16 protein-coding genes are annotated in these 23,055 nt (G+C 48.2%); 3 read left to right on the plus strand and 13 right to left on the minus strand.

Annotated elements, in window-relative coordinates:
• Positions 1 to 123: 123 nt before the first annotated feature.
• Both KJS52_RS12225 and KJS52_RS12230 read right to left on the minus strand, forming a co-directional pair.
• Entirely contained in the window at positions 124 to 2,931 is a 2,808-nt protein-coding gene (locus KJS52_RS12225; RefSeq protein WP_213515430.1) for a glycoside hydrolase family 3 C-terminal domain-containing protein, read from the minus strand.
• Positions 2,932 to 3,027: 96 nt separating this feature from the next.
• Entirely contained in the window at positions 3,028 to 5,376 is a 2,349-nt protein-coding gene (locus KJS52_RS12230; protein WP_213515432.1) for a glycoside hydrolase family 95 protein, read from the minus strand.
• A 510-nt stretch (positions 5,377 to 5,886) separates the two neighbouring features.
• Between KJS52_RS12230 and KJS52_RS12235 the strand changes: the two genes are divergently transcribed.
• The gene (locus KJS52_RS12235) at positions 5,887 to 7,104 is read left to right on the plus strand and encodes an MFS transporter (RefSeq protein WP_213515434.1); all 1,218 of its coding nucleotides are present in this window, start codon (positions 5,887 to 5,889) and stop codon (positions 7,102 to 7,104) included.
• A 175-nt stretch (positions 7,105 to 7,279) separates the two neighbouring features.
• Here KJS52_RS12235 and KJS52_RS12240 read toward each other — a convergent pair whose 3' ends face one another.
• The 10 genes from KJS52_RS12240 to KJS52_RS12285 all read right to left on the minus strand — a co-directional run bounded on the left by KJS52_RS12240 (position 7,280) and on the right by KJS52_RS12285 (position 19,293).
• On the minus strand, positions 7,280 to 9,022 hold the full coding sequence (locus KJS52_RS12240) for a prenyltransferase/squalene oxidase repeat-containing protein (protein ID WP_213515436.1): 1,743 nt from the start codon (positions 9,020 to 9,022) through the stop codon (positions 7,280 to 7,282).
• Between the two features lie 29 nt (positions 9,023 to 9,051).
• Positions 9,052 to 11,310: a helix-turn-helix domain-containing protein gene (locus KJS52_RS12245; protein WP_213515438.1), complete on the minus strand. Its 2,259-nt coding sequence runs from the start codon at positions 11,308 to 11,310 to the stop codon at positions 9,052 to 9,054.
• 4 nt (positions 11,311 to 11,314) lie between these two features.
• A complete protein-coding gene (locus KJS52_RS12250; RefSeq protein ID WP_246563482.1) occupies positions 11,315 to 12,196 on the minus strand; it encodes a carbohydrate ABC transporter permease in 882 nt (293 codons plus the stop codon).
• Between the two features lie 26 nt (positions 12,197 to 12,222).
• A complete protein-coding gene (locus tag KJS52_RS12255) occupies positions 12,223 to 13,125 on the minus strand; it encodes an ABC transporter permease (protein WP_213515442.1) in 903 nt (300 codons plus the stop codon).
• A 76-nt stretch (positions 13,126 to 13,201) separates the two neighbouring features.
• On the minus strand, positions 13,202 to 14,818 hold the full coding sequence (locus tag KJS52_RS12260) for an extracellular solute-binding protein (RefSeq protein WP_213515444.1): 1,617 nt from the start codon (positions 14,816 to 14,818) through the stop codon (positions 13,202 to 13,204).
• A 233-nt stretch (positions 14,819 to 15,051) separates the two neighbouring features.
• Positions 15,052 to 15,801: an oxygen-insensitive NADPH nitroreductase gene (gene nfsA, locus KJS52_RS12265; RefSeq protein ID WP_306433579.1), complete on the minus strand. Its 750-nt coding sequence runs from the start codon at positions 15,799 to 15,801 to the stop codon at positions 15,052 to 15,054.
• A 60-nt stretch (positions 15,802 to 15,861) separates the two neighbouring features.
• Positions 15,862 to 16,041, minus strand: coding sequence for a hypothetical protein (locus tag KJS52_RS12270; RefSeq protein ID WP_213515448.1), 180 nt, complete (start codon positions 16,039 to 16,041; stop codon positions 15,862 to 15,864).
• 149 nt (positions 16,042 to 16,190) lie between these two features.
• Entirely contained in the window at positions 16,191 to 16,538 is a 348-nt protein-coding gene (locus KJS52_RS12275) for a hypothetical protein (protein WP_213515450.1), read from the minus strand.
• A 161-nt stretch (positions 16,539 to 16,699) separates the two neighbouring features.
• The gene (locus tag KJS52_RS12280; RefSeq protein WP_213515452.1) at positions 16,700 to 18,010 is read right to left on the minus strand and encodes a DUF445 domain-containing protein; all 1,311 of its coding nucleotides are present in this window, start codon (positions 18,008 to 18,010) and stop codon (positions 16,700 to 16,702) included.
• Complete coding sequence (locus tag KJS52_RS12285) at positions 18,007 to 19,293, minus strand: DUF445 domain-containing protein (RefSeq protein ID WP_213515454.1); 1,287 nt, start codon at positions 19,291 to 19,293, stop codon at positions 18,007 to 18,009. Before KJS52_RS12285 ends, KJS52_RS12280 begins: the two co-directional genes overlap by 4 nt.
• A 117-nt stretch (positions 19,294 to 19,410) precedes the next feature.
• Between KJS52_RS12285 and KJS52_RS12290 the strand changes: the two genes are divergently transcribed.
• Both KJS52_RS12290 and KJS52_RS12295 read left to right on the plus strand, forming a co-directional pair.
• Positions 19,411 to 20,094 carry a response regulator transcription factor gene (locus KJS52_RS12290; RefSeq protein ID WP_213515456.1) on the plus strand — a complete coding sequence of 228 codons (684 nt, stop codon included), beginning with the start codon at positions 19,411 to 19,413 and terminating at the stop codon, positions 20,092 to 20,094.
• On the plus strand, positions 20,094 to 21,587 hold the full coding sequence (locus KJS52_RS12295) for a sensor histidine kinase (RefSeq protein ID WP_213515458.1): 1,494 nt from the start codon (positions 20,094 to 20,096) through the stop codon (positions 21,585 to 21,587). Before KJS52_RS12290 ends, KJS52_RS12295 begins: the two co-directional genes overlap by 1 nt.
• A gap of 8 nt (positions 21,588 to 21,595) precedes the next feature.
• Here KJS52_RS12295 and KJS52_RS12300 read toward each other — a convergent pair whose 3' ends face one another.
• Positions 21,596 to 22,939, minus strand: coding sequence for a purple acid phosphatase family protein (locus KJS52_RS12300; protein ID WP_213515460.1), 1,344 nt, complete (start codon positions 22,937 to 22,939; stop codon positions 21,596 to 21,598).
• Between the last annotated feature and the right edge of the window lie 116 nt (positions 22,940 to 23,055).

Below are 23,055 nucleotides of genomic sequence, written 5' to 3' on the forward strand. Positions count from 1 at the left end.
TCTTCTTCCATTATGCTGATCGTTTATAGTTAAACGTATCATAACACAATCGCAACAAAACGATAACCCAATACGACGCCAGGATCGGCTCGTAATGGGTTATCGTCACGAAAAGTTCAGCTGTTATGGCTGCAGCTGGAAGCCACTCAGCTTAACTGTACCGCTTATAATCATAGTCAGCTCGTTGATTGCTGCGCCTTCAAACCGGGCTGCTGCATCGCTCCACTGCTGCTCGCTAGAGGGTGAAATTTCCAGCTCTGCGAGCAAGCGTCCAGCTGCCTGAACGATTAGCTTGCCACCCGCTTCGCCTCCTGCAACACGTGCTTGAATGCCGCTGTAGACCTGGCTTTGATCAATATCCTTGAAGGTGATGCTGCCCTGCTGCTTGCTTGCGGCAATGCACGTTGTTCCTTCCTTCGATTCATCCAAATAAACGGAATTATAAGCGTCATAATTTTCAGCTCTGGTCCAGACTGCCAAGCTGCGCGGAGGAATTGTCTCGCCCGCAAGGCTAACCGTCTTTGTCAAATGAATAAGCTCAGAGGTGGAACCGACTGCAAAGGTATAGCTTGCCTGCTCAAGCACAAAGCGATCGCGCGTCACATCCCAGATTTGCAAATAGTCTTTTGCAATTGGCAAAGCTACCGTTTTGGTTTGTCCCGCTTCAAGCGTAACGCGCTGGAAGGCAACCAGCTTTTTCTGTGGACGCTTAACTCGGGAGCCCTCTACGGAAACATAAAGCTGTACAACTTCATCAGCTTGAAAGCTAGAATTGTTCGTTACCTCAACGGACGCAATCAGCTCTTCTTTATCATTAAACGCGTCTGCAATATGGAATTGACTATAGGCAAATGAAGCATAGCTTAAGCCATGTCCAAATGGATAAAGCGGCTTTTCCTCGAGGAACATATAGGTGCGCTTTGAGCTCATAATGTCGTAATCCATTAGATCCGTCAACTGTTCTTCGGATTGATACCATGTCATATTCAAGCGCCCGGCAGGCGAATATTCGCCAAACAATACATCAGCAACCGCATTGCCAAGCTCTTGCCCTGCATGAGATATATAAACGATAGCTGGAATACGCTCAGCAAGCTCGCCCAGCACAAATGGATAGCCGCCAACGATTACAACAACGGTGTTGGCATTTACCTCAAGCACTTCTTCAATCAGCTTGCGCTGCTCCTCAGCCAGCATCAGACTAGGACGATCAATCTCCTCCTTGCCGTTAATAAGCGGATTGCTGCCGACAACAACGATCGCTTGCTCAGCCGCTGCTGCCAATGCTTTCGCTTCAGCAATTCCATCCTTCACTTGTTCAACTCGCAGCAGGTCCTGCTCCGTTGCTTCCCCTTGCTCCTCAACCGTAACGTAGCCACCCAGTTCAGCAGGCAGCTTGATCGCTTTATTGTTCCAGGAATGGATCGCATACAAGCTGTCTTTTTGCTGCTTCAAGCGAATAACTTCCTTAACAAACCAGCCATACGCTTCTTCAGCTGTAGCTGCCAAATACTTGTCATCTGCTGTTGTCAGCAGCTTGCCAGTGCTCAAATTCGTTAGCGTATAGCTGCCGCAATCCCAATCAACCAGCTCAAACACCGTTGCCTGCTGCTCGTCCTCCACAAGCTGCAGCTTTGCTTCCTCATCATTAGCTGCTGCGAATACAGCTCCTTGCTTCGCCGGAGCAAGCGTTACATAATGATTGCCAGAGCTGTAAGCAACGTTGGCATTAGCAAGCTTGCGCTTTACCGCATCCAAAATCGTTACTTTATACGGCAGTGTGCCTGCATACCAGTCACGGTAAACAACATCTGCCAGTGGTCCAACTACGGCAACGGATTTCAATACATCAGCCTTTAGCGGCAGCTGCTGACGCTCATTTTTCAGCAACACAATTGATTCCTTCGCCGCTTGCAAGGAAAGCTGTGCATGCTCGCTTGACATCAGCTTCGATTCAGGCATATTCGCATACGGATTCAGCTCATCCGGATCAAACTCACCGAGCATAAAGCGCACGCGGAACGTGTTGAACAGCGCCTGATCCAAATCCGCCTCGGACAACAGCCCTTCTTCCAACGCTTCGCGAATGGCTGTGCACGACTTTTCCTTGTCATCTGTAATGCTGTCAATTCCTGCTTTAATTGCATGAGCTACCGCTTGCTTGTAGTTATCGTAATAATGGTGGTCATTGACAATGCCGAGCAAATCACCCGCATCGCTTACAATAAAGCCGTCCATTTCCCATTCTTCCTTGACTACCTTTTTTACATCATCAAGCAAAATCGTCGGCGTACCGTTAACAGCGTTGTAGCTGGTCATCATCGACTTCGCTCCGCCTTTGACAAAAGCAGGCTTGAATGCCGCCTGATAGTACTCCTTCATATTGCGCGGGTCAATGCTTGCCGAGCAGCTGCCGCGGTTCACTTCATTGTTGTTGCCGATAAAATGCTTCAAAGTTGCAATTGATTTGAAGTAGGTCGGGTGATCTCCTTGCATCCCCTGCACCAGACCGGCCGTCAATTCACCTGTAAGCACAGGGTCCTCGCCATAAGCCTCCTCTGTACGGCCCCAACGCGGATCGCGCTCCATATCAACGGTTGGCGCCCAAAGCGTCAAACCGTTCACCTCAGGATTGCGCTGATAAAATACGCGTGCCTCATCACCGATTGCTGAACCGATTTGCTTCATAAGCTGTGGATTCCACGTGCAGCCAAGCCCGATAGGCTGCGGGAATGAAGTTGCTTCACCTAGCCACGCCATGCCGTGCGCAGCTTCTGTACCATGCTTGTAAGCAGACACGCCGAGACGCTCAATTGCTGGCTGATATTGCACCATTGACTCTATTTTTTCTTCTAATGTAAAGCGTGATATTAAATCGTTGACCCGCTCATTAAGTGGAAGGGTGTGGTCCTGAAATGGATATTGCTTCATTGGTATAAACTCTCCTTTGTTGTCAATCTAACCAGGCTTAATTAGAACATGTATCATTGCTAACAGGGGCCATTGTCGTTGCCGCTGAGCAGCTGCTTATGGCGTCAGCTGCACTAAATAGCTGCCGCCTTTGATCGTATTCAGCTGCTCATTGCCGCTGTAGCGCTGGCCTGTCGCTTCATCTACAATATTGATGCTGCCTTTTTTATAGGAAACGACAAGCGGCTGGCCGTATAACGATTTAATTGTGGCGTGCGTCAGCTTGCCTTGCTGCCAGCTCAAACTAAGCTGGAATCCGCCTCTAGCGGTTAGACCGCTAATTTCACCCTGCTGCCAGACTGACGGAAGTGCAGGAAGCAGCTCGATCGCTCCTTTATGGCTTTGCACCAGCGCTTCGACTATGCCGGCTACGCCGCCAAAGTTGCCATCAATTTGAAATGGAGGATGCGCATCGAATAAATTCGGATAAGTGGAACGAGCAAGCAGTGTGCGAATAAACTGATGCGTTTCCTGCTCCATTTCCAGCCGCGCATATAAATTAATGAGCCAGGCACAGCTCCAGCCTGTATGGCCGCCACCATTGGCAATGCGGCTCTTAAGCGTGCTGCGCGCAGCCTCTATCAGCTCAGGCTGATCAATCGTTGTGCCTGGATATAAGCCGTATAAATGCGACACATGCCGATGTCCCGGCTCATGCTCGGCAAAATCAGTGTCCCATTCCTGCAGCAAGCCTCGTTCATTGATTTTCAGCTTTGGCAGCTTGTCCAAAGCGTTCTGCACCTGCTGCCTGAACCGCTCATCCTCGCCGATAATTTGTGAGGCTTCAATAATATGCTGGAATAGCTCGCTAATTAATGTAATGTCCATCGCGGAAGCTTGCGCAACGCTGCTTACTTGACCGTCTCCATATTCAAATTTGTTCTCTGGAGAAGATGACGGCGATGTAATCAGGCGCCCCTGCTCATCCTCCACAAGCCAATCCAGGCAAAATTGAGCTGCGCCCTTCAACACTGGATAAGCACGCTCTTTTAAATAGGTAGCATCAGGGTGGAACAAGTAGCGCTCCCATAGATGCTGAGCAAGCCAAACCCCGCCCATCGGCCAGAACGCCCAGCTTGGATGGCCTGCTGTCGGACTCGACATGCGCCACAAATCAACATTATGGTGGGCAACCCATCCAGAAGCATGATAATGGATTCGTGCTGTGCGCGAGCCTGTTTCCTGAAGCTCCTCAACCATCCGCAGCAGCGGCTCATGGCATTCACTAAGCGATACCAGCTCCGCAGGCCAGTAGTTCATTTGTGTATTAATATTTGTCGTATAGTCGCTGTTCCAAGGCGGCTGCACGCGATGGTTCCATATTCCTTGCAAATTGGCAGGCTGTGTGCCAGGCCGGGAGCTCGTAATGAGCAAGTAGCGGCCATAGTGGAAATAGAGGCTTTCCAGCCCGTTATCCTGCCCGCCTTGCTTGTATCGCTCCAAACGTTCATCTGTTGGCAAAGCTTCCAGCTCCGCCTCTGCTTCAAGCGAAAAACCGACTCGACTGTACAGGCGCTGATGCTCCAAAATATGCGCGTTCAGCAGTTCCTCATAGCTATAGCCTGCAATTTGGGCGTGATACTCATCATTTTGCGCTGACAGACGTTCATAGCTTTGATGTGGCTGCTCATTAAACGCAGTAAAACTCGTTGCGACACTGCCTATAAAATGCACATAGGTCGCTTGCTCGACTGTAATGCCTTGCTCACTATAGCTAATCCGACCATCGCTGATCGCCTTCAGCTTGGATTGGAAAATGATGCCTTTATCGTCTTCATATTGGACAGAATAGGGATGATCGCCAAAATAGTTGTCGGCAATATGCGATGGACAGCGCCCGTCAACTATATAAAATTGGCTCGTTGCGCTCGTTTTGTATGGATGCGGCAGCTTGAAGCTGGCTTGCATACTCATTGCAGCCTGCTGACCTTCACTGACATAGGACAGCACATAAACGGGATGCGCTGCGCTAACCCAGGCTTGTCTGCTGTAATGCGACTGATCTGCCTTAATTTGAGTGTAGGCTACTGCAGTTTGCAGATCGAGGCCGCGTTCATAATAGTCGACTTCGGCAGGAGCATTATGCCATTGCACCAGCAAATCGCCAAAGGGCTGGTAAGCCTGGCAATTAAGCGCTAACATTTTGCTTTCAATCAATGCCTCCGCTTCGGCATAGCTGCCTTCGCTAATCAACTGTCTTGCCCGCTGCAAATGGCGCAATGCCTCATAATTATTGGTGTCGCGCGGAAAGCCTGACCATAACGTATCTTCATTCAATTGCAGTTGTTCTTGTTCAATTGTGCCAAACACCATAGCGCCAATTTTCCCGTTGCCGATTGGCAATGCTTGCTCCCATTCCAGCGCTGGCTGCTTGTACCATAAATGATGTAAAGGTTTGTTTAGCATTGTACCGTCTCCCAGTAATAAATATACTTTTCATCATAGCTCACGAATGCGGGTAGATAACACCCAATACTTTCTAGAACTTTTCATATGCAAATTAGTCTTTCTCCATGTTTATACGAGATGAATATATGCAAATCCTTCCTTCACAAGCAAAAACGATTATTATTAACCTTGATGCGCACAATATGAGAGCACTGCCGTTGCAATGAACAGTATATATAGCAGCAGAGAAATCATCTTGATCGTTTTTTTACTCATAGGCACATACCCCTCTCGTGATGATACATGTAGTATATGCGCACGATACGATATCCGAGCCTGTACGTTCAGATTTGAAGCCAGTTTGCACATTTTTCTATTTACTTCTTTAACAATATGTGGTATGTTATAGTGATATGCCCAATCTCGTTCTTGCCCGTTATTCCTATTTCTTCTAGCGTGAGCTGGCATGGCATTCGCACATGCCACACCTATATTTAGCATCATTTTATCTGCATCTTGGAGGTTTTTATGTCATTATTACTTCGTAATCGCGGGTCGATTTTGTTATTAATGATTAACATTTTTATCGTATTCGTGGGGATTGGCCTGGTCATTCCGATCTTGCCTAAATTTATGGATATGCTGCATATTACCGGCAGTACAATCGGCTTGATGGTTGCAGCTTTTTCACTCTCTCAGCTTGTATTTTCGCCTGTTGCCGGTCGACTTTCTGACAAAATTGGCCGCAAGCCAATCATTGTAGCAGGCATGCTTATATTCGCAGTATCCGAGTGGATGTTTGGCGCATCGAACAATGTTGCTTTGTTGTTTATTGCCCGGATATTGGGAGGGGTAGGAGCGGCGCTTATTATGCCGGCTGTGCTGGCCTATGCTGCTGATGTCACTACGCAGCAGGAGCGCGCACAAGGAATCGGCTTTATTAATGCCGCCATTACAACCGGCTTTATTATCGGTCCGGGGATTGGCGGACTTGTCGCACAATTCGGTGTACGCGTACCGTTCTACTGTGCAGCGATTGCTGGGTTGGTAGCTGCAACGATTACGTTTCTGCTGCTGCCGGGAGCGCAGAAAGCCGAGTCTGATGAAGCTGAGCATGTATTGGATGAGAAGGAGAGCTTGCCATTATGGAAGCAGCTAGCCTTATCCGTTAAGGAGCCTTACTTCATTAGCTTAATCATCATCTTTATTGCCAGCTTCGGGCTAGCTAATTTTGAAACGATCTTCACCCTCTATATGGATGACAAGTTTGGCTTCACCACACTTGATATTGCGTACATTATTACGTTCGGCTCTATCGCAGGAGCTGTCATCCAGGCTACAATCTTCGGCCAAATACTTAACAAGTTTGGCGAGTTCAAAGTCATTACAACCTGCTTGCTGGGAGCAGCTATTTTTATCGTATTGACATTATTTGTTCATAAATATTGGCTTATTTTTGCAGTAACTTTTCTTGTATTCCTGGCAATGGATGTGCTACGGCCTGCTCTCGGCACACTCATGTCGAAAATGACGATTAACCAGCAAGGCTATGTGGCAGGACTTAACTCAGCGTATACGAGCTTGGGCAATATCGTTGGTCCAATCGTTGCTGGCGCCTTGTACGACGTCAATATCGACTATCCATACTGGGTGGCGGGACTCGTATTATTCCTCTGCTTCCTGCTGTCGCTTGCGACTGGCAGAAAGTATTTGACTGCGCCTAAGCAGCAAACTGTTAGTAAATAAGGCGAGGTCGAAAAAGCAACTGCTGCATAGGCATTGAACTCGGCCTTCAACAAAAATAGGGAGTATCCAGAATGTCATTGTAATTATTCACTGACTTTCTGAATACTCCCTTTTCATATGTACAAAGCAGCCTTGACCACCAGGCTGGCTGCCAATCAAAAATTCCAGCTTACTGCTAAATTTGCAGCAGCGATATTTTCAGCTCATGGACAAATGGTGTTACGAGATTAATGACTACCTTTTGGGCGCCGCCCTGCTGCAAGGAATTTCTCATATGCATTGCTTCATGCTGCCGCGCACCGCCGCTCAATTGCAAGCAATCGCTGCCACTCGTACAAAGCAACGCTCCTCCGCCCCATATCCAGCTATGCTCTCCTGCTGCCTGCAGCTCCTCGCCAATAAGCTGTGCCTCCTTCGGAAACAGCAGCACAATTTGCGTCATAACATCATAGCGCTGATCGCTCGACAGGCGTATCGTCCACTCGCCCGCTCCTTGCACCAGCTCAACGGAAAGCTGATGCTGCTGAACATGCGTTTGCGGACGAAGGTGGTGCGGCAGTAAATACCATGCGCTAATTTCCTGCTGGGCAGATGCAGGCAAATGCTCTGCCGCTAGCGGACCGTAATAGCCTTTTTCCATCGTCGCCTGCATCCTGCAGCCAGTCTCTGTTTCCTCGAATTGCTCCAAAGGTACGATGCCTGGCGTAAATGCCGTTGCTGCGCTAACAGCAAGCAGCTTGGCCTCCCCGTACCGCAAGGAGAAAAAGGAAGGGGAATGCGTCATAATCGTTGCGCTTTGCCGACCCTCTTTCATACGCATGACAGGCGCGCCAAAGGAAGTGTGCATGCTGCTATGTTGAATAATGCCATGATGTCCCGCCTGCTTCATTAGCTCAAGCTGCTCGCTAACGGGATAGCCTGTATTAAATACCTTTCTGTAATGGTCAGGCAGTGCTATACGCGGCACTTGCTCCAGCTGCTTGCAAGGAAATATCAGGCTGCCGAGCAAGGCATGGTTGTTCACCGGTCCAAGATGAGTCATCGTTGCAGCTGTCAAATCAAACATAGCCGCAAATAACGGATCGAGATCATGCTCGGCCATCCATTGATAGCACAGAAAGTATTCAGATAAATTGTGCTGCGAGCCCCAGTCCTGCCGACCAGAGTAATCTGTAACAACCTCTCCATCCTCGTGCACCATATAAGCCATCATGTGCAAATTACGGCGCACCGGCTCCAGCAGCTGTGGCCGCTTAAACCAGATTGAAGCGTAAATCATCATAATATTGCTGACCGCATTGTAAATTCCGTTGCTGCGCTCGGTCCATTCTCCATCGGCGGTACAGTCCAGACCTTCTGCCAGCCATTGCTCTGCTCGCTGGAGCAAGCGTTCATCGTCAAAAATGCGGTACAGCCAGCTTAATGCTGCCACTAGCACCCAGCGATGGTTCGGCGTATGCCCGCCGCCAGTCAGCATAGCTGGAACAGCCCGCTGCAAAAACATCTTCGCTTTTTCAGCCTGCAGCTTTCCTGCTTCCCATTCCCCTTCGCTTAGCAGCAAATAGATTTGAGCGATCCCGTTTACGACAAATGCGGTGTCAGGCGGTGAGTTGAAATTAGTGCTGCCAAGCGAAATCGTTCCATCGTCATGCTGTCTGCGAAGCATAAAGGCTAGTGCCCGATCCAGTGCAGCAAGCACCGTTTCGCTGCGATAATAGCTGGACTTTGCCGAATAAAGCGCGGCCGTCATCGAAGCGATATAGGCTGCGGTTCCGCCATGACTCGCCGCTGGCAAGCCGCTTCCCGGATCTATTACCCCGCCGTCATTGCGACTGCCGTCGCTAATTTGATGCGCCAAGGCAAACTGCACATCACGATCATTGAACCTAATTAATTTCTCTAGTACATTTGTATGCATGCTAAATGCCTCCGGTCATTATTTTCTCGTCAATTGTGGACAGCCTCTTCCAATTGCTCGATAGAGCTCATATTTTTTCGATAGTCGCTCGGGCTGACCCCTACCTGCTTTTTAAATGCGCGGCCGAATGAGAGCGGAATTTCATAGCCAACCTGCGAGGAGATTTCATTAATCGTTCCGTCTGTTACAAGCAGCAGCCGCTTTGCCTGCTCAATTCTAAGCTCCATTACAAAATCCGCAAAATTAATGCCCAGCTGCTCTTTAAACAGCTGACTTATATATTTGCTATTAAGCTTGAATTTCTCGCTAATAAGATTAAGGGACAGCTCAGGATTCATATAATTCTCTTCAACAAAGGCGCGAATACCGTGAATCGTCTGCTTGCTGTCCTTTGATTTGACATAACCGAGATAGGCTTGATGCGCTTGCTGCAGCAGCTCCTGCAGCCGCGGCACAATCTCTCCCAAATATTCATTGCGCATGAGTAGATTCCACTCTGGCATAATTTGCTCATTCCATTGCTGCTGCAGCTCCAGCGGCAGCTTTTCCTGCAGCTGCTCTAGCAAGCTCTTAAAATATTGCAGCAGATGCACATTTTCTTCATTAGTCAGCACTCCACGCTGCAACGTCGTTAGGGTTGCCTGTGCGCGCTCGCTCCAATCGCTATTGCCAAGCCGGAAATCATGTACAAGCGCATTAATTTCTTGATAATATATATGGATGTTGTTGCTTCGCAATGGCGCCACCTGCTGAAAGGCGAGCGTACAATTGCGGCCGCAAGACATTTTATAGCGCAAAGCATCAACCGCCTCATCATAGGAGCGATGCAGCTCACTCCAATCTTCAGCACGCTCGCCAACTCCGATCGTCACGGTAAGTCCCAGGTTTACAGCGACCCACACTCTAAACTTCTCCAAGCGAGCCAGCCATTCCTGCTGCAGCTCACGATCAAAGCAGTGAATGACAGGCATACGATTTAGCCTCGTCCACTCTGACCAAATCCAGCCCAGATCATGCAAATACTCCTGCAGCACATTGCTCATCGCAAATTTAATAAGCCCTTGATCGTAGCTTTTTTTATATTTTTCCTCAAATTCAGCATAGTGGTCGATTTCTATGACGGTCACATAAGCATGCTGAAATTGGCTCGGATAGCCAAATCGCTCCAGTGACTCCTTCCATTTACTTTCGTTCAGCGCCTCGCTGCTTTCCAGCAGCTGCAAAAACGACTGCTTCCGTTTATGCTGATTCGCTTCCTGCACCTCGGCCTCATACTGCATATTTTCATCGTTGAGCCGTTCTATCGCCTTCTGAATAAAAGAAAATTCGTCGGTTGCAGCTCCCTTTTCAAGCGCCCGTTTATTTTGGAAGGATTGTATCTGGCTGATGATGTTTTCTATCGGGCGATAGTTGCGCTTCGTTATAAACAACGTATAAATAAAGCTGGCGATAATGCAAACGACACCAATGGCAATCCAAATACGGGAAAGCAATTGCAGCGAAGCAAAGGAGAAATGAGTTTGAATGCCGCTAGTAAAATGCCATTGCATATAGTCCGAGCCCAGCTCATTCATTACCTCATGCCGCTCTGCTCCGCTTTCAGCCGAGGAGTATACGAGCATGTCATCTCCAGCAGTAATTTGCAAATACGTTTGACCAGGGTCAATCATTTTATTAATATTGGCCAGCAGCGCATCAAGCGACACATTCACGACAATGATGCCCTGATTGCCCATTGGCAGCTGCGTCCGCTGGCTGAAGGAAATAACATTGACATGCTGCGCATCAATCCCTACCCCATCGCTGTAGCTGCGGGGCAGCGACCAGCTTCGGTCAAAGCTGTACCGTTCAAGCTCATTAAGCACATAAGCCTGATCGCCGAATTCGCTTAATGACTCATAGGCGCTAAGCGAGAGCACCATATTGTCCTCTATACGGTACAAATACATCGAATGAATAATCGGAAACTCGGTAACAAATTGCCTCAGCTTCTTATTGGCCTCATAATTAAGCATCCGTTCCTCCGCGTTTCCCTTCTGCTCAAAAAAACTGAACAGCACATCGCCAAAGCGCAGCTCCTCCAGCATGCGCCGCTCAACTGACATTAACGAGGTCTCAAGCGTATTGACGATGTATTCCATCGAATATTTATTCGTGCGCTCTGCCTCCTTCATAGAAACTTCGCTAACTACAAAAATCGCAATGAATACTACAATGGCAATCGTCAAATAAAGTGTTGGAATATATGAAAGCACTGTTTTTGTATACCAGTTTTTTTTCATAGCCATACCATCATCCCTTTACTGAGCCAAGTGTTAAACCGCTTACAAAATATCGTTGCAGCCAAGGATATACAATCAAAATCGGAATCGTTGCAAACATAATACTTGCAGCCTTCAAGCTTTCTGGCAAGTATTGTACTGCAGCAGCATTGGCCCCTTCAGCGAGCGTCACCTCCGATATCATATTGTTCATCACCATCTGATAGAGCTTGAGCTGCAATGGATACAAATTTTGATCCGTAATATAGAACAGCGCGTCGCGGAAGCCATTCCATCTGCCTACAGCATAAAATAAGCTTAAAGTAGCCAGTACAGGCAGCGAAAGCGGCAGCACGATGCGAAACAGCTTGCCGAAGTCGCTGCAGCCGTCAATTTCAGCCGCCTCGTTCAAGCTTTCTGGAATCGTTGAGCGGAAAAACGTAATCATAATAATCATATAAAACGGACTGATTAGTCCTGGCAAAATAAGCACAAGCAAAGAATCCAGTAAATTAAGCGACTTTATAAGCAAATATTCAGGAATTAGGCCGCCGCTAAAAAACATCGTAAACACAATCAATAGCATAAACAGCTTGCGCCCTTTCAGCTTTTCAGTTGACAAGGTATACGCCACCATCGTCGTCATAACCATTGCCGAGGCGGTAAAGGCAAGCGTCAGCAAAATGGTAAACAGCAGTGAGCGAATCATACTCATGTCCGACAATACGCGAGTGTATGCGTCAAAGTTAAGGTCGATCGGATAAATCGTTACCCTGCCCGACATAATCGGCGCGTTTGAGCTTAAGGAGACGGACATAATGTGCAGAAACGGCGCCAAGCAGAGGATGACACAGCCTAAAATGAATAGTGTATTGATGACGTCAAACATCGTAAATTTGCCTCTTCTCTCCATCCTCATTGCTCCTCTCTTAAATCATATCAAATAATGCCCTCATCGGTTGTTTTTTTGGAAATATAATTGGCTGATAAAATAAACACAAGCCCAACTACTGCCTGGAACAGCCCGACTGCTGTCGCGATGGAAAATTGTCCGCTCTGCAGCCCTATACGGTAAATATAAGTGCTCAGCACGTCGGAGTACTCTCTAACCATTACGTTGCCGATAATATATGGACGGTCAAAGCCGATATCGACCATATCACCAATTTTTAAAATTAACAAAACAATGATCGTCGTCCGAATGCCAGGCAGCGTAATATGCCATATTTTCCTTAAGCGGCTTGCCCCATCGACTTCAGCCGCTTCATACAATTCTTTATTAATCCCTGTTATCGCTGCCAAATAAATAATGCTGCCCCAGCCGACGCTTTGCCATATGCCAACGCTTGTATAGGTAGCGAGCCAGTAAAGCTTATCTGATAGAAAAGGAAACGGTCCAAGCCCGATTTTCTCCAGCAGCAAATTAACGATGCCGTAATTGGTAGCGAACACCTGGTATACAATACCGCCAATAATGACCCATGAAATAAAATGCGGCAAATAGAGCAGCGTTTGCGAAAGCTTTTTGAATGCTTTCAGGCGCAGCTCATTCAAGCAAATCGCCAAAATAATCGGAGCAGGAAAGCCAAATAGCAAATCAAGCCCATTTAGCATAAACGTATTACGCAGCGCAACGTAAAAGCTTTTTTGCGAAAAGATGTCGCGGAATACATCCAAGCCGACCCATTCGCTAGCCGTGATCCCTTTAAATACGTTAAAATCCTTAAAGGCAATCGTTACGCCATAGATGGGGAAATATTTGAACACGATAAAATAGGCAAGTGGAAGAATTAGCATCGCATAGAGCTGCCAATGCTTTATTACATATGATTTCCGTATCATCGCTCTCACTCCCGAAATGTTGCTTGTCATGGACAGCGGTGGGCGGGAAACCTTCCCGCCCGAAGCTTGCGCCGGCTTATTGTTGCATCGCCTCATATGCTACCTTGCGTTCCTCAAAAACCTCTGTTCCAGCCGTATCCATGAAATCCTTAAGCGTTACTTCATACACTTTGTCAAACTCCTCAGGCTTGCTCATAATTGACTTGACCAGCAGCTCCTCGTATTTTTCCAGCATTACGACTGAATACTTGGCTTCGGAATCAAGCGGCTTATCAAAGCTGATCGGCTGCTGCACCGCATCCTTGTCGGCAAACGATCTTGACTGAATAGCCAACTCCCGGTGCTTCTCTACAACACTTAATGCCATATATTCATTGTTGTTCTCTGCTGAACCAAAATCTATGCCATTCGTAATAATGAGCATATCCCCGGTATTATAGAGCAGCTTTTGATCCTCTTCGCTGGAGTTGCGCACAGGATAGCCATCGACGAGATTGTGATGCACGCCTTCCTCACCGAACGCCATATATTGAATCACTTCATCCTGAGCCATCCAGTTCAAATACTTGATTGCTTCCGCCGTACGCTTGCTGAAGGAAGGAACCATAATGTACATGCCGCTTGGATTATATGCGGGCTGTCTGTTTTTCCCTTCAAAGTCCGTCCATGGCAGCACTGGCGCAACCTCAGCGCCTGAAACATTGCTTTCCAGCGTCATGACAGCTGAGGATTCGCCGTTGCCGAAAGCTTGCCCTGAATCAAAGCTGTACAGCCCTGTATAGCCGTTTACAAAATGCTCATCCTTTTTCTTTTTGTCCTTATCCAGTGCAAAATCCGGATCAAGCAAGCCTTCATTGTAAAGCTTGTTTAAAAATTGCAGCGCATCCTTATGTCCGTCCATTAAAATTGGATATTCGCGCGAGCCGATCGTAACCGAGCGTAAATAACGCGCTTCATCGGATTGCTCCTTAATAAAAGACCAAATAACCGGCTCATAGGAGTCAGGCGCAAGCGCAAAGCCAAATGGAATCGTACGCTCCCCGCCCATATTATTTTGCTTGAAGGCCTTAAGCGCCTCATAGGTTTCCTCTGTTGTTGTTGGAATTGGCAGCGACAGCGCATCAAGCCAGTCCTTGCGAATCAGACTTGAATATTTTTGCAAATTAACGCGTCGCGCCACCACCGCATATTGCATGCCGTCGAATATTCCATACTGCAGCGAGTCAGCAAGATATTCCTTTAATTGCGGACCATGCTCTTCAATTGCCGGACCCAGATCCATCAGCCCGCCCTGCTGCGCCCAGCTGTAAACAGCGCCTTCATTATAGGTGAAAATAATATCCGGTGCCGTGCCGGCAGCCATAAGCACATTCAAATTGTTAATTTCCTCGCTGCGCGGCACCGCAACGAACTCTACATCGATATTGTTCGGGTCGCCGAAGTTTTCCTGAACATACTTCGTCATAAGATTATTCGTCACTGTCATTCCTTCAGGCGAATTGCCGCGATCGAATACCTCAACCTTTAGCGTTACTCTCTCCTTGCTGCCGCTATCATTTTTTTCATTTTTTGCAGCTGATCCTGCCGTATTGCTCCCGGTGCCTGTTGAGGAATTGCTGCTGCATCCGACTAGTAAAGCAATACATAGCATTACTGCGAATGCTACTGAACCGACCCTTTTAAGCGCTTTCATTCATTACCCTCTCCTTTTAGTCATGAAAGTGGTTAACGCCTTGCTGCTGGCAACCTGTTGCATTTGAATCATAAGCTCGAGCTGTCAAGAGGGTCAACATACATGATTCTGTATACTATACAATTCTCTATAATAGTGCCGATAAACGTTATAATAACGCGGTTTTTCAGCATTGCACACATAAAAAATAGCGAAGCTGCAGGATGGTCCATCCTCTTCGCTTCGCTATTCGCTTATTTTTTAATAAAGCCTCGTTCCTGTAAAAATGGCAAAATATCCGAGCGCTGCTGGCTTGCCGCAAGCCTTCTCGTCATCGCATCACTCCAGCTAAACTGCTGCTTGCCCCCGCTTCTCTGCTTGACATAGTCCAGCAGCTGCTGATCATATTGCTCAATGCCGGCCTGCTGCTTCTCGCGGCTATAGCTGTTTTCATGCAGCACTGTCTCCAGCGGCAAGCGTGGCCGGCGCAGCGGCTCTTCCAGCGGGTAACCGATGCACATGCCGAACAACGGATAAACATAACGTGGCAGCTGCAGCAGCTCTGCAGCCTGCTTGATCTTATTGCGAATGCCGCCAACATAGAGGATGCCCAGCCCCATTGATTCTGCTGCAATTGCACTGTTTTGCGCTGCGAGTGCAGCGTCTACTGTACTTACGATGAAGTTTTCAGTCAGCTCCAAATTATCATTTTCCTCATCAAGCCGCTCGCTCACAGCCGCATGAATACGCCATAAATCAGCACACCATACAAGAAATTCTGCTGCTTCCACTACATGCTGCTGTTGGCCGCTCAGCTTGGCAAACTGTTGTCTAAGCTGCTTGTTCGTAATCCGGATAATGCTGTATGCCTGCATATTGCTTGAGGTTGAGGCCTGCTGGCCTGCTGCAATAATCGCATGCAGCTGCTCCTGCGTAATGTTTTCCGCACTGTATTTGCGAATGGAGCAATGCTTCATTAACAAATCAATCGTCTGATTCACCATACATTCCTCGCTTCATTAAATGGACGCTATCCCTACTAATTTTAGTTATTCATTCGTGTTTTATCCTTGGACAATCAATATGAATGCAATAAACAAGGAGACGCCTGCTGCAATTATTAATGCTACAGCAAGTACTTTATTCGGATCATAATCATGCTTGGCGTGCATCTTCTCGATCATTTTCAAATGGTTCAAGTAAAGCAATATGATGCATAGCACAAATATCGCATAAGCAATCATCGAATCCCCCCTTATAATTAGTAGTATACCATTTATTTCCTAACCAATTAAAGAGCAACTAAAAAAGCACAGATGCTAAAGCTGACCCTTCCGTTCGATCAGTCTTGCATCTGTGCTTGCTTTTTAATAAGGCAGACGCTTAAGAGGCTTTACTTTTTGTCCACGATCAGCGCTACCTGCTGCTTCACCGTGTACGTATCCTTCAAGTGGTCCTCCTTCAACGCTCCTACCTTTAGCAGACCAGTAATTTTGCCCTGGTCCGGCTTGGACAGCATGCGCCACAGCTCAGGATCAGGCAGCGCGTTGTACAGCAGCGTCTCGTGATACTCCTTGCGCTCGGAAAGAATCATTCTGACCTTATAGCTGCCATATGTCTGCTCTGTCACTTTTTCATTATTCATATGTTGAACAATTTGCTCCTTTAGCTCGGCAAGCTCCTGTTCAATCGCTTTACTCTTTTGCTTTAACTGATAATATCGACTAATCAGCTTGTTCATTTGATCACCCCTACAGCTTATTGACTGCTTAGCTATGCCTCATCGAACATGAGTAACAATTTGTAAGCAAAGGCTTTAGGACAATCATATGAGCAAAAAGCGCACAACATTCCAATAAGCTTGCAGCAAGTCCGAAAACTGTATCCGCAATGGACTGCCTGCTATGTCAAATTCGCCAGCAGCGGCTCGTAAATTCCATAGAACAACGCATACAATATAGCGCCAACAACGGCTCCAATCAAGGCGCCGTTTACGCGAATGCGCTGTAAATCAATATCTACCTTGCTTTCGATAAATTCGACGAGACGCTCCTCGGAAAAAGTGTTCAGCGTACTGCGGACAACCTTGCCAATGACCACATGCTCCTGTTCAATGAGATGATGCAAAAAGCTTTTCAGCTTTTGCTCCACCAGCTGCTGTGAAGCTTCATCCTCCTTGAGCCATTGCCAATACTGATGGATAAAGCGGGCAAGCCATTTTTGCAAAATGCTTGCGTCAGCATCCTTCTCAGCTGGGTCCTGCCCCAGCTGCTCCAGCAACCCCTGCAGCAGCTGCTGGATCGTTGGCGAAATTGACAGCTTTTGCAGCAGCTGCTGCTTCCACTGCTCAAGCGCATCGATTACCTCCTCTTTTTCCAGCAGACGCACAAGCTCATATAGCTGTCTCTGCAGCAGCAGTCTTAGCTCATGATCATGATCCTTCAGCTGTGCCAGCAAAAGCAGCAGATCGCGATAGAGCACATCAGCGGCATCATCAAAGTTAACAGCATCAGCTGCCTGAGCAAAGGAGAACAGCGCCTTGGCCAGCCAGCCGCCACCGTCTCCGTCCAGCATTTTATCCTTTTCCGACTCGAGCAGGGCTTTAATAGCAGGCTTGACGTCGCTATGCAGCACACGCTTCTGAGCCGCATTAATGATATAGTCAAGCAGCTGCTGATCATAGCCCTTCTCCAGTAAATAGGCCAAGCCTTTGCTTAAGTATGGCGCCAGCCTTTTTTGCTGAGCAGTTTGCTTCAAGCTTTGCTCAATGCTTTGCGCAGCACGATCTGCCTGCACATTTTTAAGCAGCAAAGGCAGTAAATTTCGCAACAGCTGCTCAGAAAATTTGGCATTCCATTTCTGCTCAAGCAGCTTGATCAGCAGCGCCGTGAAATTAACCTTTTGCAGCTGCTCCTCGATCATTGCTTTATTCAACAGCTGCTCCTCCACAAGGTTGACAACACCGTCAATCAGCTTGTCGCGATTGCGCGGTACAATCGCTGTATGAGGAATCCAGCGCATGCCGAGCGGATGACGGAATAAAGCCGTAACCGCGAACCAGTCGGCAAGCGCGCCGACCATGCCAGCCTCGGCTATAAACAGCATTGCCTTGGCCCACCACGGCTGATCGAAATACCAGTATAGAGCCAGTGCAGCGACAAATAATAACGCCAGCAGCAGCAGACTTAAATTAGCATACTTTCGCATTGTCATGATAGCAGCCCTCCAATTAAAGCCTGAAGCAAATATAACAGCATGCCGATCAAAGAGCCGACCAAGGTGCCGTTCAAGCGAATATATTGCAAATCCTTGTCTGCTTTATCTTGAACCAGCTGAATCAGCTGCTGCTCGTCAAATTGCTCCAGCTTGTCGCGTACCAGCTTGCCAATATAGCGATGGTTGCGCTCAATAAATGCGTTTAACGAGCTTACAACATACTGATTCAGCTGCTGCAGCAGCTCTGTTTGCCCGGCTAGACGCTGCAGCAGCTCTTCAAGCCTTTGCTCCAGCCAAATTTTAAATCGACCGCTGCTGCCCTGCTGCTTATCTGCATCAAGCTGGGCAATGAGCTCCACCCTCCATTTTTCTACCATTTGCTCGGTCAACACGCGCTGCAGCAAAAACTGTCCAGCTTGTCTAAAGCGTTCATTCCAGCGCTCTGCCCCTTCACCTGGCTGCTCCCAGTCCTCTGCCGTTTGCTGCAGCTGCTTGCGAAACTTTTCATTCCAAGCATGCTCGCCGTTCTCAAGCTCAGTCAACGTTTTGCTCGCAAAAGCCATCACCTTATCCGTCAGCTCATCGGCGTTCAAGCCCGCAATGCTGTTTACAAACTGTCTCCCCTTTTTGTTGCGCTCATAGGAACGCAGCGCTGTAGCGATAAACTCATGCACAAATTGCCTAACCTCCGCTTGCTCAACAAACTGCTTTAATTGCTTGCTTAATTCTTTCACAATAACAGCGTCATAGCGCGAATCAATAAGCCATTGCAGCAGCTTGGCAGCCAGCTTGACAGGCTCTGTTTTGCGCAAGCCTTGCTCAAACAGCCGATTTAACGCTAAGCTTAGAACAGCAGGGTTGCTTATTTTCAGCAAATCGGAAATCAACTTCGTGACTAGCTGCTTAATCGCAAGCTGCCCTGAGGGGCTTGCTGCATAATTGGCCAATACTTTAGCGGCGTTATACTGCTTTAGCTGGGCGGCAATAATGTCCGTAGACAGTAATTCATGCTCAACCATATCGACCAGCTCATTAATGAGCCGCTGACGATTACGGGCAATAATGTTGGTGCCCATCCAGCGCGGCCAAGGGATGCGCAGCGGCTGGCCGAACAATGCGCTAACCGCAAAAGAATCCGCCAGTCCGCCAATTGTCGCTGCAGTAAAGGCTGCAAACAGCAAGCCGCCGATAAAGCTGCCTTGAAATGGAAAACTGATAAACATTCCGATTAGTGCAAGTACAATTAAACCATTCACTCGTTGTTTTAAGCTAAATTTCATGTAGATGCTCCTGTAATTTAGTAATATATGTATGATATTATACTATCCTTTTTTTAGTTAAGCATCCCTTCGTGGCAAAACATGAAGATAATGACACAAGTAGAGAGGAAATTTGCAATGAGGCAACTGGAAGGCATTAAAATATTGCTCGTCGATGACGAGGAAAGCATTTTACAATTTTTAGAGCTGGGGCTCGGCAATGAAGGCGCGATTATTAAAACTGCGACGAACGGCGAAGCTGCGATCAGCATAGCTGGCGCGTTCAAGCCGCATATCGTTGTATTAGATGTGATGATGCCGCAGCTTAACGGCTTTGACACCTGCCAACGGCTTAAGGAGAACGGCAATAATATTGCGATTATTATGCTGACTGCAAAGGATGATGTCGCTGATCGCGTACAGGGCCTGAGACTGGGTGCTGACGATTACCTCGTCAAGCCATTCAGCTTTTCAGAGCTGCTTGCCCGCATTCACGCCCGCATCCGAAATCAGTTTCCGATGCTGCTAAGCGCAGTGCGCTACGGCGACTTCACGCTTGACGATCGACGCAAAGAAATTAAGCTTGGCGAAGAGGTGCTGGAGCTTTCTCCTACCGAATACGAGCTGCTAAAGCTGCTGCTAGCCAATCACGGCAGCGTGCTGAGCAAAACGGTTATATTGGACAAGGTATGGGGCTATGACTTTGGCGGCGAGCAAAATATTGTGGAAGTGTATGTTCGTTCTCTGCGAGAAAAGCTGGGCGACAAGGAGCATCGCATCATTCGCACGCTGCGCGGTGCTGGCTACAGGATGGATTTGTGATGAAAAGATGGAATCGAACGCTGCGTGGCCAAATAACCGCGCTCACCCTATTCATTATTGCCTTTCTATTTTTGCTGATCGGCGTGCTGCAGTTCGCCTTTATGAAGGACTTTCTATATAACAATAAAGCTGATGCGCTGCATGCGCAAATTCGCTCCTGGCCGCCAGAGCCCGCCTTCCTCTCCAATAATGGAGCAGTCAAAGAATGGGGACCGCCCGGAGAACGGGCACCAAATCGCCCGATCATATTCCAGCCTGGCATGATCGTAAGTCTTATAGGCGCTAATGGCGAGCAAACGATGTTATCCGACCATACTGTGCAAGCTGCACCTATCATAAGCGAGCAGCAATATGCTGACATTTTTGAGCAATACCGCCTGGACAAGGCGAAGCGCTTTTATGAGTTTTCAGATGCGGAAGGCAATGACTATATGGTGCTGTTTCGCGAAATGGGCGGGCACATGAGCTCTGGCGATATGCTGCAGGTCAGCATCGAGCTGGAATCGCTTAAGAAGCAGCTTTATACGCAGCTCGGCATTTATATTCTTGCTGCATTGTTTGCACTGCTTGCCGGCTCTGTTCTCACATTGATCAGCCTGCGCAAGGCACTAATGCCTCTTCATCAAATGATTGCCGCGGTCGAGCAAACAAACGCCGAGAATTTGACTGAGCAGCTGCCTGCGATGCAGCAGCAGGAGCTGGATCAGCTTGCCGCTGCTTACAATGACATGCTGGCGCGACTGGAGACAGCCTTTGAGTCCGAGCGCATGACAAGCGAGCGAATGCGTCAGTTTATTGCCGACGCCTCACATGAGCTGCGTACGCCGATTACTTCGATTCATGGCTTTATTGAAGTGCTGCAGCGCGGCGCAATGAAGCAGCCCAAGCAGCTGGAGCTGTCGTTGAAGGCGATGGAGCAGGAATCGACAAGAATGAAAACGTTGGTGGAGAGCTTGCTGCAGCTCGCCAAGCTCGATCAACCTGATCATGAGCAAATGCTGGATGACTTCCAGCGACTGCAGCTGCCGCCGCTCATAAAAGGGATGCTGCTGCAGCTTGAGCTGATGGCCGGCAAGCGCAAAATTACTCTGGAGTACAATGGAAGCGAACGCTATGAAATTTGGGGCAGCCCGCACGGCATTAAGCAAATACTATTAAATCTGATCAGCAATGCAATCCAGCATACCGATAGCGAGCACGGTCTCATTGCAATTCGCCTCTTACAGAGAGGATCGCTGGTCATGCTGGCTGTTTCCGACAATGGCACAGGCATCGCCAAGGAGCATCAGCAGCAGCTGTTTGAGCGCTTCTTCCGAATTGACAAAGCGCGAACCCGTGCAGCAGGCGGCGCTGGGCTAGGCCTCTCAATTACAAAAAGATTGGTCGAAGCGCATCAAGCTCATATAGAGGTCGAAAGCGAGCTGGGCAGCGGCTCTACCTTTACGATCAGCTTTCCGCTTCTGCAGGCTCATGCAGATGAATCAAGCCGCTAGCGCGAAGCTTAAGATGGCTCCAGCGTAAATTGATCCAGCAACTGCCCGTCGACATCATAAGCGGAATAGGTAAGCTCTTTGCTTGATACATCAACAATGGCATACATCTGCTTGCCGTTCTGAAAAGCGACTGCCTGATAAGCTTTTTCCTTTTTCTTATCATTCAGCTTGCTGCCGGCTGCATTTAATGTAACGTATACGGTTCCTTGCCCATCTCCTGCAGCTGCTTCGCCCTTGACAAGCGGATAGCTGCGCGAATAGGAGTGATTGTGGCCTTGCAGTACGAGATCGACGCCGTATTCGTCAAACAGCTTCGTCCAATCCTCAGCCTTCTTGAAGCGGCTGGCGCCATATACGCCGCGATGCATGGAAACGACGATCCAGTCATAGCTGTCCGCATGCTGCTCCAGCACTTCCTGCAGCCATATCGTTTGCTCATCGATCGCTTCTTCTGTATTCATGCTGATCAATAGCAGGTTCTGGTAGCTCATATAGTAGGTTGTTTGCTCAGACAATGCATTAGCGCCATTAGCAGGCATGCGGAAGCGAATGGCATAAGAGCTTGCATCATCATCAACAAGCTCGTGGTTGCCGGTTGTCGGAAAGAACGGAACCGAGGTTAGCGCCTCCGCCTTGCTGTAAAACCATTTCCACTCCTGCTCCTTCGCCGGGTCATCCGTCAAGTCACCGCCATGAACGATAAATCTTGCCTGCGGCGCGGCCAACTGCGCCTGCCGCAGCGTTATGCCCCATTGGGCATAGTCAGCCTCCGTCACCCCTTGAGAATCTGTTACATGGATAAACTGAAAGGATTCCTCCTGCTCTCCATAAGTCGTAAACGAATATTCCTGCGAAATCACCTTATCTGCTGCAACTACCCGATAGGTATAGGTTTGCTGCTCTTCCAGCTGATCAAGCGTTGCCGTATAGCTGTACAACTGCTGGCCATTTTCATTGCTGTAGCTTGCAAGCTCCGCTTCAAGCAGCACTGTGCTGCCTTGCTGCCAGCTTTCAGCCTTCTTTTTTATTTGTAAGCCGCTTTGCTCATAACGCTCATCTGAGAGCCACGTAAATACCCGCTGCTGCTCATTGGCAAAGGACAGTGTCATCCCGTAAATGCTGTTCTCTACCTCCGCTCCCGCTTCTGGCCCGGCTCCTGCCTCTGCTCCTGCCTTTGTTCCTGTCTTTGCTCCTACCCCTGTCCTTGCCTCAGCATCTGTCGCTGCTTCGGTCTCTACCGCTACGTCAATCTCTGTCCCCTTCTGCTCCTTCTCCTTTAACCATTCGATAGAGCCAACCACTAACAGCATGAAAGCAATGAGTGCAATAAACGCAATCGTATATTTCTTCACTTTAAATCAACTCCTTATGCCTCTACTTCATTTACAAAAGTTTAACACAGATTTTACTTGACAAGCATTCAGCGGACTTTCAGTTTTGCTTCAGATTCGTATAAGCATTGTCTCCT

This window comes from Paenibacillus montaniterrae, assembly GCF_018403185.1.
GTDB lineage: Bacteria > Bacillota > Bacilli > Paenibacillales > Paenibacillaceae > Pristimantibacillus > Pristimantibacillus montaniterrae.